The sequence below is a fragment of the Nonomuraea sp. KM90 genome, from assembly GCF_052246675.1.
Taxonomy (GTDB): domain Bacteria; phylum Actinomycetota; class Actinomycetes; order Streptosporangiales; family Streptosporangiaceae; genus Nonomuraea.
In genome coordinates this window covers 17,774-31,499 of sequence record NZ_JBQQCB010000007.1, presented here as the reverse complement: position 1 = coordinate 31,499, position 13,726 = coordinate 17,774, and the positions used below count along the sequence as shown (strand labels likewise).

Here is a 13,726-nt window from a genome sequence, read left to right as displayed (position 1 = left end):
CGACTTACCGACCGTCCCCGCCATATCCGGACGAATCGAACATGAGTACGATGTCCCCATGTACGTCCCGCCAGAGTGGCCGGCGGAGGTCCGGCCGCCCAGCGTGCCCGACTGGGAGACCTCCGCAGTGGCCTGGCTGCTCGACGCGGTGCCGCCGGACTACCGGGCGTACGAGGTGCTCAGGCGGCACCCGGTGGCGCTGGCCGCGATGGCCCGCCACCACGTCACCTCCGCCGTCGAGGCCGCCCGCGCCGGCTACCGCGCGGCGGCGGTCGACCTCAAGGGCCACCTGCCCCCACACGCCATCGAGGAGGTGCTCGACACCTACCGGGAGGAGGGGCCGCGGCTGGTGCGGCTGTCGCGCTCGATCGAGGTGGTCGAGCGCGCCCTCAGGGGCGACCTCTTCACCGCCACCATGCGCCGCGGCCGCTGATCAGCGCGTGCGCCGGGCCAGGAAGGTGATCACCCCGATGGCGGCCGCCGCGGCGGCCAGCCAGATGAGGACGTCGGTGACCGTCAGCCCGGCTCCGGAGGAGTCCGCCGGCGCGGCGGCGGGCGTGGCGCCCTCCTCGCGCTCCTCGGCCCTGACCGGGCTGGGCGTGGCGGTGACCTGGGCGGTCTCGGGCAGCGGCACCCGGTAGACCGGGCTGTTCGGCCCCTCCGTCCCGGTGAGCAGCGCCTTCCCGTCGGGCGTGTACGCGATCGACTCCGCCTGCTTCAGCTCCGGCATCTCCACCTTGGCGATCGTCTCGCCCGAGGGCTTGTAGAGGGTGGCGGAGAAGTAGGTGCGGACGACGTAGGACGAGCCGTCGGGAGCGTACGCGGCGTCCGTGGCCATGATGGGCGCGTTGCCCGTCTTGCGCAGCACGTTCGTCCGGTCGGCCCGCAGCTTCTTCGGCGCCGCGTAGATCGATCCGGCGAACTCCTTGGACACCACGTAGAGCCGCCCCGTCCGCGGGTTGATCATGATGCCTTCCGCGTTCCGGCCCCCGTCCGCGTAGCGGAAGCGGTAGCGGGTGGCGGGCAGCGTGGCGTCCTGGAGCGTCGCGGGCTCCATCACCTTGTAGACGGAGACGTTCGGCCACGCGCCGTCCAGGTTGTCGCCGATGTCGGCGAACCAGAGCACCCCCCGGCCCGTCGCCGGATCCTTGGTCGCGGCCATGGCCTCCCAGTCCCGCGCCTCGGCCCCGCGCACCTGGAACGTGCCCAGCGTGCGCCCCCGGCCGTCGACCGCGTAGAAGGTCGGGGTGGCGGAGCTGTCGTTGTGCGTGTAGTAGACGCTTTCGTGCGTCGGCGACACGGCCAGCCCGCTCGACTCCGTGATCTGCGGATCCTTGAAGGTGAACAACCGCTCCGCGCCGTCGTCGCCCGCCGCGCGGGCGGGAGCGGCAGGCAGCAGGAAAACGGCCGCCATGACGGCGAGCACCCTGGTCACGAAGTCCCCCACGCCGCCATCATGCCCCACACGCAGCCACGATGCTCCCGGACCTCCGACGCCACGCCCTCCCGGGCTTCCGGCGCCGCGGCGCTCTGGCCTGGAGTGCACTCCAGGTCCTTAGGGTTGAGTCATGGACTACGTCAACCTCGGACGCAGCGGGCTCCTCGTTAGCCCGCTCTGCCTCGGCACCATGAACTTCGGCCCGCGGACCACGGAGGAAGACTCTTTCGCGATCATGGACCGGGCCCATGAGCTGGGCCTGAACTTCTTCGACACCGCCAACGTCTACGGCGGGAAGAAGGGCGAGGGCGTCACGGAGAACATCCTCGGCCGGTGGTTCGCCCAGGGCGGCGGCCGCCGGGAGAGGACGGTCATCGCGACCAAGGTCTACGGCGACATGGGTGACTGGCCCAACGAGCGGCGGGTGTCCGCCCTCAACATCCGCAGGGCCTGCGACGCCTCGCTGAAGCGGATGCAGACCGACTACATCGACGTCTACCAGGCTCACCACATCGACCGGGGCACCCCGTTCGAGGAGTTCTGGGAGGCCATGGAGGTCCTGCGGCAGCAGGGCAAGATCATTTACGTGGGGTCGTCGAACTTCGCGGGCTGGCACATCGCCAAGGCCCAGGAGACCGCGGCCCGGCGCAACTTCACCGGCCTCGTCAGCGAGCAGACCCACTACAACCTGCTCACGCGCGCTCCCGAGCTCGAGGTGCTGCCCGCCTGCGAGGACTACGGCCTCGGCGTGATCCCGTGGAGCCCGCTGGCCGGCGGCCTGCTCGGCGGCGTGCTGCGCAAGATCGACAAGGGTCGCTCGGCCGCCGAGAACATGGTCAAGGAGCTCGACAGGCACCGCGACAAGATCGAGCAGTACGAGAAGTTCTGCGACGGCCTCGGCGAGGACCCGGCGAACGTGGCGCTGGCCTGGCTGCTCAAGCAGCGGGCGGTCGTCTCGCCGATCATCGGTCCGCGCACCATGGAGCAGCTCGAAGGCAGCCTGCGCGCCCTGGAGATCGACCTGGACGCGAACGCGCTGGCCCGCCTCGACGAGATCTTCCCGGGCCACCGCACCGCCCCGGAGGACTACGCCTGGTGACCGACGGCCCCGGACGAGGGGCCCGAACGAGGGGCCCATGGTGAGCAGGGCGCCGGACGACGAGCTCATGGTGAGCAGGGCGCCGGCGAGAGAGCTCAGCTGAGCAGGGCGCCGACGATCACGATCAGCAGGAGCAGGCCGAGCACGATGGGCAGCAGCCAGGGGCGAGGACGATCCACGACGTGGAGCCTAGCCCTGCTCGGCGGGTGCCAGCGCCCATTCGGCGAGTGACTCGTACCTCACCTGCGGGCCGGTGTGGCTGCGGACGAGACGGACGCTCTCCGCCCGCCACGGCGAGCCGCTGAATCCGGACAGCGACTCGACCAGCGGGTGGAGATCCGTCTCCACCTTGGCCCGGGCCAGGGTGAGGTGGGGGTGGAAGCGCTTCTCGTCCGTCTGCGCGGCCCCCGCCCGGCGGGCGCCCGCCTTGACGGAATCGGCGAGCCTGGTCATGGAATCGCCGGTGACGCCCACCCAGAAGACGCGCGCCCGGCGTACGGAGGAGAACGCTCCGAAGCCGCCGAAGGCCAGGTCGAGGACCGGGTAGCGGCTCACGGCGCGGGCCACCCGCACCTCCAGCTCGGGCAGCACCCGCTCGGGCACCTCACCGAAGAAACCCAGCGTGATGTGCCAGGTGGCGCGATCGGGCCAGCGCAGGCCCGGCACCTGCCCGACGTGGGGTGCGATGGCACGCGAGATCTCGTCCAGCACCTCGTCGGGCGGCACCAGGGCCGCGAAGAGCCTCATGCCACCCGATTCTGCCCCCGGCCCTCGCCGGCCCGCACACCGGCTCGCCCCACCGCGTGCCGACTCATGCCACGGCGAGCGCCGGCCGGCCCACCCGCGAGCTGATCAGCCGCGTCATGAGCACCGCCAGTCCCGTACCGGCCAGGACCAGCACGCCGGACAGGATCACGCCCGCCCGGGGCCCGCCCAGCTCGGACAGCCACCCGATCAGCGGCGCCCCGAGCGGTGCCCCGCCGGTGAACACCAGCATGTAGATCCCCATGACCCGCCCCCGCATCTCGGGGGACGTGGCGATCTGGACGCTGGCGTTGGCGGCCGTGTTGATCGTGATCAGCGCGATCCCGGTCGGGATCAGCAGCACCAGGTACACGGGGTAGAACGGCGCCACCCCGGTCGCGATCTGGAACAGCCCGAACCCGATCGCCCCCGCGAACAGCACCTTCCGCGACAGCCGCGCCCGGCGCGCGGCCAGCAGCGCGCCACCGAGCGCTCCCACCGCGAACATGCTGGAGGCCAGCCCGAACGAGGACGCCCCGGCCCCGAACTCCTCGCGGGCCATGAGCGCGATCGACATCGAGAACGACTGCGAGAACATCGACACGAACCCGATCAGCAGCACCGGCATGAGCAGTTCCTCGCGCTGGAGCACGTAGCGCAGGCCCTCGCGGAGCTGGCCCTTGGCCCTGGGCACGGGCTCGGCGGGGTTCAGCTCGGACTTGCGCATGAAGATCAGGCTGGAGATCACGGCGCCGAAGGTCAGCGCGTTGATCAGGAAGATCGGTCCGGTGCCGCCCAGCACGTAGATCAGCACGCCGGCGAGCGCCGGGCCGACCACGCGGGCCAGGTTGAAGATGGAGCTGTTCAGCGCGATCGCGTTCGGCAGGTCCTGGCGTCCGACCATCTCGACCACGAACGCCTGCCGCGTCGGCACCTCGACGCACGAGATCATGCCGAGCAGGAACGCCATCACGTACACGTGCCACACGTGAGCGGAGCCCGTCATCGTGAGCACGCCGATGGTCAGGGCCAGCGCGGCCATGAGGATCTGGGCGCCGATGAGAATGGGGCGCTTGGGGTAGCGGTCGGCGAGCACGCCGCCGAACATCCCGAACAGCAGCATCGGCAGGAACTGCAGGGCGGTCGCCGTTCCCAGCGCCGCCGCGCTGCCGTGGGTGAGGTCGAGCACCAGCCAGTCCTGGGCGGTGCGCTGCAGCCAGGTGCCGACGTTGGAGACGGTGCCACCGGCCGCGAACATGCGGTAGTTGTGAACCCTGAGAGACCGGAACATCCCGGTCTTGGGTTCTTCAGGCTCTATATCTTGCTGAGCTTCTCCAGGATCGGCGCCGCCTGCCTGAGGATCGACCTCTCCTCCGGCGACAGCTCCTTCAAGCGTTGCGCCAGCCACGCTTCCTTGCGGCGTCGTTCCTCCTTCAGCAGCTTCTCGGCGGCCTCGGTCACCGAGACGGTCACCTGTCGCCGGTCGGTCGGATGCGGGGTGCGGGCGACCAGGCCGCGTTCCTCGAGCGCGGCGATCACGCGGGTCATCGAGGGTGGTTGCACCTTCTCGAGCTCGGCCAATTCGCCGGGGGTTATCCCGGAATGCCGTTCCACCGCGGCGAGCGTCGCGAACTGCGTGGCCGTCAGTTGATGCGCTGCCGCCTGTCGTCGTAGGCGTCGGTTCAGCCTTGCCAGGGACACGCGCAGGGCTGAAGCCAGACCTGCGTCGCTGCGCAGGTTCGTCTTGGGCTGGGTTTTGGTTAGCATGAGTCATTACCTTTGCTAACTATACGGCAAGACAAGATATTTCCCGACATGAGGCATCTCACCTCTTGATACCCCGAAGCCGCCCCGCGTGCGCAGGACGGCTCCGACGTAGAGACACAGATCTGACACTCAGCCCGCGAGCAGCGCCCTGATGGGGCCGATCGCGAAGTAGAGGGTGAACAGGGCGGCCACGCCCCACAGCAGCGGGTGGATCTGCCGCGCCTTGCCGCACACCACCTTGATCAGCACGTAGCTGATGAAGCCGACGCCGATGCCGTTCGAGATCGAGTACGTGAACGGCATGATCACGACGGTGAGGAAGGCCGGGATGGCGATCTCGAAGTCGTCCCAGTCGATGTCCCGGATCGCGGTCATCATCAGGAAGCCCACCAGCACCAGCGCGGGAGCGGCGGCCTCGTAGGGCACGATCTGGACCAGCGGCGCGAAGAAGACGGCCACCAGGAACAGCAGGCCCGTGACCACGCTGGCGAGGCCAGTGCGAGCGCCCTCGCCGACGCCGGCCGCCGACTCGATGTAGGTGGTGTTCGAGGAGACCGAGCCCGCGCCGCCGGCCGCCGCGCCGATCGAGTCGACGAGCAGGATCTGCTTGGTACGCGGCAACATCCCGTCCTCGCCCACCAGGTCCGCCTGGCGGCCGACGCCCACGATGGTCCCCATCGTGTCGAAGAAGTCCGTGATGAGCAGGGTGAACACGAGCAGCGCGGCCAGCAGCACGTCGACGCGGATGAACCCGCCGAAGGGGTCGAACTCGGTGAAGAGCAGCAAGGGGTTGTTGAAGCCGAAGATCTGCTCGGGGAGGCTGGGCAGGTTGAGCTGCCAGCCGCCCGGGTTCTCGGGCGAGAAGTTGCCCGCCTTGGCGAGCAGCTCGACGATGATCGCCAGGATCGTGGTGCCGACGATGCCGATGAGGATCGCGCCCCGGACCTTCCGCGCCACCATCGCGGCCGTGGCGAGCAGGCCGACGATGAAGACGAAGATCGGCCAGGAGGTGAGGTTGCCGCCGATGCCCAGCTCCAGCGGCGTGCCCACCGCCTTGCGGACAAAACCGGCGTCCACGAACCCGATCAGCGCGATGAACAGGCCGATGCCCACGCTGATCGCGGTCTTGAGCTGGGCCGGGATGGCGTGGAAGATCGCCGTCCTGAGCCCGGTCAGCACCAGGATGGCGATGATGACGCCTTCGAGGAAGACCAGACCCATGGCCTCCTCCCAGGTCATCACGCTGGCGATGCTGAAGGTGACGAAGGCGTTAAGGCCCAGCCCGGCCGCCATCGCGAAGGGCACCTTGCCGATGACCCCCATGAGGATCGTCAGCACACCCGCCACGAAGGCCGTGCCCGCCGCCACCAGCGCGACGTTGGGCGTCGTGCCGTCGCCGATGACCTGCCCGTCCACGTCCTTGCCGTTGGCGATGATGATCGGGTTCAGCACCACGATGTAGGCCATGGTGAAGAACGTGGCCAAACCTCCCCGTACCTCACGGGAGATGGTCGATCCTCGTGCGGAGATTGCGAAGAAACGATCTATTGCGTTACGTGTGTCACTCACGACGCGAAGAGTGACAGTCGTGGTGAACTGCGAAAAGAGCCAGTGATGAGATCGAGACCCGATTGGAAGCTAGGCTGAACACGTGGACAAGCAGTGGCATCCCAACCCGGAGCCGATCAGGACCAACGACACCGCCGCCATCGCCGTCGGCACGGCCGCGTGGGCGGTCGCGCTGGTCGCCCTGCTGATCTTCCGTCCCGAGCCCGAGAACACGTGGTGGATCTGGACCTGCCTGACCGGGGTGGGCTTCGGCTTCTTCGGCATGTGGTTCGTCCGGCGGCCCCGGCACGACTGACAGGCGTCCCTCGCCGGAGCTGACATTCGTCATCTCCGGCCGCTCGTCGAAGTCACCCGGAAGTGGTGTTTTCGCCCACTACATCGGCGCATGCCCGCCAAATCATGCTTGTCAGCATGAAGAAGCCCATAGTGACACTCCTCCTGGGAGCGGCGTTCCTCACGGCCTGCGCCGCCGAGCCCTCCGCGCCCGCCGGCGAGAAGGCGGCGGGAGCGGGGGCGGTGGCCTGGGGCAAGTGCACCGATCTCGTCGGCCCCGACGGCAAGCAGCTCACCCCCGGCCCCGGCGTCGAATGCGGCACCCTCCAGGTCCCCCTCGACCACGCCAGGCCGGACGGCGACAAGATCGGCCTCGCGCTCATCCGCGTCAAGGCCGGCGGTGACCGCCTCGGCTCGCTCGTCTTCAACTTCGGCGGCCCCGGCGGCTCCGGCGTGGACACCCTGGCCGTGGCCGCCACGACGTTCGGCAAGCTGGGCAGCCGCTACGACCTGGTCAGCTTCGACCCGCGCGGCGTCGACCGCAGCTCCGGCGTCAGGTGCGGCGGCGAGATCGGCAAGCTCCTCTCCGCCGGAGCGGACGCCGACCAGGACAAGCTGGCCAGGGAGTTCGCGGCGGCCTGCCAGAAGGACTCGGGCAAGGTCCTGCCGCACGTCGGTACCGTGAACGCGGCCAAGGACCTCGACCTCCTCAGGACCGCGCTCGGCGACCGGCAGCTCAACTACTTCGGCTTCTCGTACGGCACCCACCTCGGCGCCGTCTACGCCACCCACTTCCCCAAGAACGTCGGCCGCTTCGTCCTCGACGGCGGCTTCGACCCGACGGTGACGTTCGAGGAGCGGGTGCTCACCCAGGCCAAGGGCTTCGACGGGGCGTTCGAGGCGTTCGCCGAGGACTGCGTGGCACAGAGCTGCGAGCTGGGCGCCGACCCGGCCGCCGTGGAGAAGACGGTCGAGGACCTGCTCGACGGGCTCAAGACCAAGCCGATCAAGGTGGGGGACCGCGAGCTCACGTACGGGCTGGGGCAACTGGCCGTCATCACCCCGCTGTACGCCAAGCAGACCTGGCCGATGCTGGAGCAGGCGGTCGCCGCCGCGCGCAAGGGCAACGCCACCGTGCTGCTCGCCCTGGCCGACGCCTACACCGGGCGCCGGGCGAACGGGACGTACACCACGATGATGACCAGCCTGGCGGCCATCAACTGCGCCGACACCACCGAACGGCCGACCGCCGCGCAGGCCGCCGCGATCGACGCGAAAGTACGGAAGATCTTCCCGATCCTGTCGGGCGAAGCCTCGATCGGCGCATGCGCGCACTGGCCGGCCCCGGGGGACGACGCCGCCAAGCGCATCGACGCCACGGGCTCGGGCCCCATCGTGGTCATCGGCGGCAAGGGTGACCCGGCGACGCCGTACCAGTGGTCCACGAGACTGACGGAGCAGCTCAAAACGGGTGTCCTGGTCACCTACGAGGGCGAGGGCCATGGCGCGTACCTGAGCGGCAACGAGTGCGTCACGACGACGGTGGAGTCGTACCTGCTGGAGGGCAAGCTCCCGGCCAAGGGCGCCGGCTGCCCGGCCTGACGGGAGGCTCGGGGAGGCTCTGCGGGGGCGTCTCCCCTGGCCGGACCCCGCTCAGGACGGGTGGCGGGCGGCCGAGCGGGCACGGAAGGCCGCCGCCTTCGTCCGGCTCTGGCAGGACCGGGAGCAGAACTGCCGCACCGCGTTGCGTGAGGCGTCCACGTAGACGCGGTCGCACCGCCTGGCCTGGCAGACGCCCAAGCGCCCGCCGAGGTCGCTGCCGATGGCCAGCGTCAGCGCGGAGGCGATGCCCGCGCTCCACCCCACCGCGAGGGTGTCGTCGGCGCCGTGGAAGTGCACCTGCCACGGCTCCCCGGGGGCTCGGTTGAGCTGCGGCCGCGCACCGGTGCTGATGACGAGCGCGTTGACGACGGCGGCCGCCTCGTCGTCCCGCCCGGCCTCCATGGCCTCGAAGACCCGCCGGACCTTCAGCGTGGTCCCGGTCAGGTACAGGGCCTCCTCCATCGAGACCGCCGCCTCGCCCGGCAGCACACCGACGATCGCGGCGGGCAGCCCTTCACCCGTCGGCGCCACATAGGGCCTGCCACCCTCGTCGCCGTCGGTCAGCACGTTCACGAGCGATGCCGCAGTGTCCAACAGAATCGCCACGTGACTATCGAACATCACTTGACTGGTCACTCCTAAGGCCTTACGGTCCTCCATGACCGACGTTAGCAGTTTCATCAGTCACATGGAGGGTGAACGTGCGGATCGCCGGCCGCGCGGAGCGCTTGCCGCGCACCGTCTGGTGGCTCGTCCTGGCGCGGGCCGTCAACCGGCTGGGGGCCTTCTCCCTCGGGTTCCTCACCGTCCTGATCAGCACCGAGTTCGGGGCGGGCGCCGTCACCGCCGGCCTGGTCTCCGCCGCCTTCGGCCTGGCCACCATCCCCTCGCGCCTCCTGGGCGGCGTCCTGGCCGACCGGTTGGGCCGGCGCCGGACGATCGTCGCCGGTCTGGCCGGATGCGCTCTGGCGCAGGCGGGCATCGCGGCCTCCGGCTCCGTGGCGATGCTCGCGGTGTTCGCCGTCCTGCTCGGGCTGGTCTTCGAGATCTACGAGCCGCCGTCCCAGGCGATGATCGCGGACGCCGTACGTCCCGCGCAGCAGGCGCAGGCGTTCAGCCTGTTCAACACGGCCCTGGCGGTGGGCGGCATGGGCGCCGGCCTGATCGCCGCCGGGCTGGGACGGTGGGACCTGCGCTGGCTGTTCGTCGTGGACGCCGTCACCTGCGTGGCCTGCGCGATCGTGGTACGCCTCGTCCTGCCCGCCGACCACCCCGCCCGACGCCCACCCGCCGCCCTGCCCTCCCCCACACCCCGGACCACCCCTCCACCCCACTCCCACGCCCCGCCCGACCCCAAGGGCCGGCCCCCCACCGACGCCACGCCCCATCCCGAGAGCCCGCCCCACACCGACGCCGCACCCCATCCCGAGAGCCCGTTCCACGCTGACGACCCGCCCCATCCCGAGGGCCGGCCCCACATTGACGACCCGCCCCACACCGAGGGCCCGTTCGAGGTCGAGGACCCGGCGGTCGTCGGCGGGTCGGCGTGGCGCGACCGCTCGCTCCTCGTGCTGCTCGTCTCCGGCACCCTCCTGGCCCTGATCTACATGCAGGTCATGATGGCGCTGCCGCTCGCGCTGGTGCGGCGCGGCCTGCCGGCCGCCGACGCCGGGCTCCTGTCCACCGTCTCCGCCGTCGTGATGGTGCTCTGCCAGCCACTCCTGAGGTGGACGGCGCCGCTGTCCCACCACGCCGCCATGGTCGCCGGCTACCTGCTGCTCGCCGCCGGCCTGGCCGGGTACGCCGTGGCGGATGGGCTGCCGGGGCACCTCGCCGCCACGGTCGTGTGGAGCGCCGGCGACCTGCTGATGTTCGGGCGCAGCTACGCCATGGTCGTCAGCATCGCCCCCGAGGACGCCCGGGGACGATACCTGTCGATCTTCGGCACCTCATGGGGCTTCGCCACCGTCCTGGCGCCCCTCTCCAGCACGCAACTCCTCGAACGCGCCGGCCCGGCCGGGCTGTGGGGCGGCCTGGCCCTCGTGTGCCTGGTGCTGGCCGCCGCCCAGCTCACGGTGGTCAGGCCCCTGCTCCGGCGGCAGGCCGCCCGCTCAGCAGTGCCCGGCCTCGTGACCAGGTGATCCGGCGGGACTCAGGACAGGTCGGCCTCCGCGAGCAGCAGCGGCACCGCTCCCGGGTCGCGCAGCAGGGCGGCCACCGCGAGCCGGTCGTTCCACTGCCCCGTCGCCCAGGCCAGCCCTCTGGCCAGCCCGTCGACGCCGGTGCAGTGCACGGCCCCCTCGAAGAACCGCCACGCGCACTCCACGCCGTCCACCAGCAGCTTCTCGTGCTCCACATACGTCTCGGGCGCGGTGGGCAGCAGCGAGCGCACCTCGGCGGGCACCTCTCGCCGGACCCCCTCGGAGGTGACCTCCCCCGAAGTGAGCTCTCCGGCGAGCGGCAGGTCGAGCAGCTCGGACAGCGACTCCGCCAGATCGTACGGCGCCAGCACCAGCGGCCGCTCCGTGACCAGCTGCAGCAGGTCGGGCGCCTCCACCACCACGGCGTCCTCGGCGGAGGCCACCACGATCGAGCCCTCCAGCACCGCCCGCACCCGGGACGGCGGCGCGACGCGCGAGGGGTCGACGGCGGCCAGCGCGATCCACAGGGCACGCAGCTGGGCCCGGTCCACCTCCACGGACTCGTCGGCCATCAGGTCGAGGAGTTCCTCGGGCCCGCCGTGGGAGGCCAGCAGCTCGGCCAGCGTCGTGCGGACCCCGAGCATCGACAGCGCCGCCTCGTCGAGCCCCGCGGGCGCGTCGGCGTAGAGGCCCTGCAACAGCGGGTCGGCCCCCGGGAGCCGCAGCTCCAGCGGCTTGCGCCCACCCAGCACCGGATGGTTGGCCAGCCACCACGCCGTGTAGGAGGGCACCTCCACACCCTCCACGCGCAGCGGGTGGAGGGCGGCCCGCAGCGGCGGCCTGGTCAGCAGCTCCAGCGCGCCCGCCCAGTCGGCCACCAGCTCCAGGTCCCGCACCGCCAGGAACTCCGGCACCAGCGGCGGCACGTCGAGCTCGGGCAGCAGGTCGAGCACGTGGTCGAGCCACTCGCCCTCGCCGTCGAGGTCGTGGTCGCAGTCGTCGGGGTCGAGCAGCACGTCGGGCTCGTGCACCACCGCGAACCCGTCGAGCACCCCGGCGGCCGCCAGCACCCGCGAGCCGTAGGTCTCCTGCAGCTCCGGCGCGGCCACCCCGAGGTGCGTGTCCGGCTCCAGCAGGCCCGCCAGCGCGCCCTCGGCCAGCATGAGCTCGCCGGCCGGGTAGAGCTCGCCGTCGCTGCCGCGCAGGGCCAGCTCGGCCAGCCACGGCGCCTCGCCGGGCACCAGCCCGGACGCCTCCACGAGGGACAGCACGGCCCGCGCCACCGGCTCCGGGTCGGAGCTGTCGAGCGACTGCGCGACGGCCGCCTTGGTCAGCGGGTCGTCGAGGACCGTCCTGGGCGTGGCCTCGGCGGCGCCCAGCCGCAGCAGCGCCGGGTGGGCCGCGTCCGGGTGCACGATGCGCAGCCCGAGCGGCGTCAGGTCGAGGTCGGCGCCCCCGTCGGACAGGATGAGCGTGCCGCGCGGCCCCCGGACCACCCGGCCGTCGGCCAGTGGCACCGGCAGCGCGCCCAGCGACTCGGGGTCGTCGGCCGGGAGCACCTCGTAGAGCGCGCGCCACCACGCCGGCTCGCGCGCCTCGACGGCCTCGCCCGACAGCAGGTCGACGATGTCGGCCAGCTCGACCCGGCGCACCCCGAGGGCGGCCATGGCCGCGTGGCGGGCGGGCCAGCCGGCCGGCAGCAGCCCCGGCACGAAGTCGGCGACGATCGCGAGCAGCTCCGCCGAGGCCGACGCCACGACGGCGGCCTCGCGGCCGGTCACCACCCAGCCGTCACCCTCGGGCTCGGGCGCGGGGTGCTCGACCCGCCACTCGGCGTCGGGCTCGTAGACCCGCGCCTCGGCGAACGACGGGGTCTGCACGGCGGGTGCCGGCGCCGACAGCGCGGGCAGCAGCGGCGTACCGGGCAGGCGGTCGAGCACGGCCCGGCGGATGCGGGCGTCGAGCTCGCCCTTGCCCATGAGGGTGGGCACCAGGTCGAGCAGCTTGGAGGTGCGGGGCAGCTCCCGCAGAAGGCGTACGTAGGCGTCGGCGACCCGCTCGACCAGGTAGTCGGCCAGCGGCCCCTTGGCCACGTGACGCCGGTCGGTGGCCATCGGGAACGACGCGATCAGCAGCGCGGGCAGGCCGATGGGCTCGTCGCTGGGCGTCGGGGCGTGCGCCACGGGCGGCACGGCGGCGGGGAGCGCGCCCGGCTCGCCGGTGCCGGTGACGGGCACCGCCCAGCGCAGCGACCAGTAGGGGCGGGCCCGCTCCTCGGTGGGCCGGTCGGCGAAGAGCCGGCCCACCTCCTCGGGGGTGAACTCGCCGGAGTCCGACACCACGTGCCAGCCGTCGGCCACGACCGTGCGCACGGACCCGTCGAGCTCGATCTCGATGCTCTCCAGCGCGGGCAGGCCGAGCAGCAGCGCCGGGCTGGTCTCGGTGAGCATGCGCCGGACCACGTCGACGGACGCCTGGTCGCGCAGCGGCAGGCGGACGAGGGTGTCGAAACCCTCGGGGATGTCGACGAGGGGCGGCTCGTCGAAGGGGAGCCTGAGCAGCGGCACGTGGCCGCCGCGGTCGGCGAGCTCGCCCGCGAGCGCGGGGATCTCGGCGACGAGGGCCGCGGTCTCGGTGCGGGACCAGCGGACCGCTCCCGCGCCGCGCGAGCCGATGGAGGGCGCGTCGCAGACGGACACGACCGCCGCGAACCCGACGCCGAACCTGCCCGCCGCGCCGGCCTCGTCGCGCTTGCCCGAGGCGCGCAGCGTGGACAGGCTCTCCACGCCGGTGGCGTCGAGCGGGGCGCCGGTGTTGGCGGCCGTCAGCACGTCGCCCCGCAGCGTCAGCCGCAGCAACCCTGGCACGCCCGCGCGCAGCGCCGCGTCGGCGGCGTTCTGGGCCAGCTCGACGATCAGCCGATCGCGGTAGCCGCCGAGCGCGAAGTCCTCCTCCGCGTTGGCGTCTTCGCGGAACCGGGCGGGCGAGGCCGTCCAAGCGGAGAGGACGGCTGCTCGCATCCGGTCAGTGCCGTAGGTGTCGCTCATCGATCACGATCCTGGTTGAGGGTAGGGGGCCACCGTAGGGTAGCGG

At 71.7% G+C, this 13,726-nt stretch carries 12 protein-coding genes; 5 read left to right on the top strand and 7 right to left on the bottom strand.

Annotated elements, in window-relative coordinates; genetic code table 11:
• Positions 1-58: 58 nt before the first annotated feature.
• On the top strand, positions 59-433 hold the full coding sequence (locus tag ACTWPW_RS10555) for a hypothetical protein (protein ID WP_375118770.1): 375 nt from the start codon (positions 59-61) through the stop codon (positions 431-433).
• Here the strand turns inward: ACTWPW_RS10555 and ACTWPW_RS10550 are convergent, their stop codons facing one another.
• Complete coding sequence (locus ACTWPW_RS10550) at positions 434-1,447, bottom strand: hypothetical protein (protein WP_375118769.1); 1,014 nt, start codon at positions 1,445-1,447, stop codon at positions 434-436.
• 121 nt (positions 1,448-1,568) lie between these two features.
• Here ACTWPW_RS10550 and ACTWPW_RS10545 point away from each other — a divergent pair, with 121 nt between their 5' ends.
• Positions 1,569-2,537 carry an aldo/keto reductase gene (locus ACTWPW_RS10545; RefSeq protein WP_443168565.1) on the top strand — a complete coding sequence of 323 codons (969 nt, stop codon included), beginning with the start codon at positions 1,569-1,571 and terminating at the stop codon, positions 2,535-2,537.
• 189 nt (positions 2,538-2,726) lie between these two features.
• Here ACTWPW_RS10545 and thpR read toward each other — a convergent pair whose 3' ends face one another.
• The 4 genes from thpR to ACTWPW_RS10525 form a co-directional block, all read right to left on the bottom strand.
• A complete protein-coding gene (thpR, locus tag ACTWPW_RS10540; protein WP_443168564.1) occupies positions 2,727-3,284 on the bottom strand; it encodes an RNA 2',3'-cyclic phosphodiesterase in 558 nt (185 codons plus the stop codon).
• Positions 3,285-3,348: 64 nt separating this feature from the next.
• On the bottom strand, positions 3,349-4,572 hold the full coding sequence (locus tag ACTWPW_RS10535) for an MFS transporter (protein WP_443168563.1): 1,224 nt from the start codon (positions 4,570-4,572) through the stop codon (positions 3,349-3,351).
• Between the two features lie 23 nt (positions 4,573-4,595).
• Entirely contained in the window at positions 4,596-5,048 is a 453-nt protein-coding gene (locus tag ACTWPW_RS10530) for a MarR family winged helix-turn-helix transcriptional regulator (RefSeq protein WP_375118766.1), read from the bottom strand.
• 129 nt (positions 5,049-5,177) lie between these two features.
• Positions 5,178-6,557 (bottom strand): NCS2 family permease, encoded by a 1,380-nt coding sequence (locus ACTWPW_RS10525; protein WP_375118778.1) that lies wholly within the window; start codon positions 6,555-6,557, stop codon positions 5,178-5,180.
• A gap of 142 nt (positions 6,558-6,699) precedes the next feature.
• On the opposite strand from ACTWPW_RS10525, the gene ACTWPW_RS10520 reads away from it, so the two are divergent.
• Positions 6,700-6,912, top strand: a complete 213-nt coding sequence (locus ACTWPW_RS10520; RefSeq protein WP_375118765.1) for a DUF2530 domain-containing protein — start codon at positions 6,700-6,702, stop codon at positions 6,910-6,912.
• 116 nt (positions 6,913-7,028) lie between these two features.
• The gene (locus tag ACTWPW_RS10515; RefSeq protein WP_375118764.1) at positions 7,029-8,492 is read left to right on the top strand and encodes an alpha/beta hydrolase; all 1,464 of its coding nucleotides are present in this window, start codon (positions 7,029-7,031) and stop codon (positions 8,490-8,492) included.
• 51 nt (positions 8,493-8,543) lie between these two features.
• Here ACTWPW_RS10515 and ACTWPW_RS10510 read toward each other — a convergent pair whose 3' ends face one another.
• Positions 8,544-9,098 (bottom strand): CGNR zinc finger domain-containing protein, encoded by a 555-nt coding sequence (locus ACTWPW_RS10510; RefSeq protein WP_443168562.1) that lies wholly within the window; start codon positions 9,096-9,098, stop codon positions 8,544-8,546.
• A 95-nt stretch (positions 9,099-9,193) separates the two neighbouring features.
• On the opposite strand from ACTWPW_RS10510, the gene ACTWPW_RS10505 reads away from it, so the two are divergent.
• Positions 9,194-10,633, top strand: coding sequence for an MFS transporter (locus tag ACTWPW_RS10505; RefSeq protein ID WP_443168561.1), 1,440 nt, complete (start codon positions 9,194-9,196; stop codon positions 10,631-10,633).
• Between the two features lie 11 nt (positions 10,634-10,644).
• Here the strand turns inward: ACTWPW_RS10505 and ACTWPW_RS10500 are convergent, their stop codons facing one another.
• A complete protein-coding gene (locus ACTWPW_RS10500) occupies positions 10,645-13,680 on the bottom strand; it encodes a sacsin N-terminal ATP-binding-like domain-containing protein (protein ID WP_443168560.1) in 3,036 nt (1,011 codons plus the stop codon).
• Positions 13,681-13,726 lie beyond the last annotated feature (46 nt).

Coding starts and splice junctions, on each gene's coding strand:
- ACTWPW_RS10535 (WP_443168563.1), bottom strand. CDS start 4,572: ATGTTCCGGTCTCTCAGGGTTCACAACTACCGCATGTTCGCGGCCGGT.
- ACTWPW_RS10515 (WP_375118764.1), top strand. CDS start 7,029: ATGAAGAAGCCCATAGTGACACTCCTCCTGGGAGCGGCGTTCCTCACG.
- thpR (WP_443168564.1), bottom strand. CDS start 3,284: ATGAGGCTCTTCGCGGCCCTGGTGCCGCCCGACGAGGTGCTGGACGAG.
- ACTWPW_RS10545 (WP_443168565.1), top strand. CDS start 1,569: ATGGACTACGTCAACCTCGGACGCAGCGGGCTCCTCGTTAGCCCGCTC.
- ACTWPW_RS10530 (WP_375118766.1), bottom strand. CDS start 5,048: ATGCTAACCAAAACCCAGCCCAAGACGAACCTGCGCAGCGACGCAGGT.
- ACTWPW_RS10555 (WP_375118770.1), top strand. CDS start 59: ATGTACGTCCCGCCAGAGTGGCCGGCGGAGGTCCGGCCGCCCAGCGTG.
- ACTWPW_RS10500 (WP_443168560.1), bottom strand. CDS start 13,680: ATGAGCGACACCTACGGCACTGACCGGATGCGAGCAGCCGTCCTCTCC.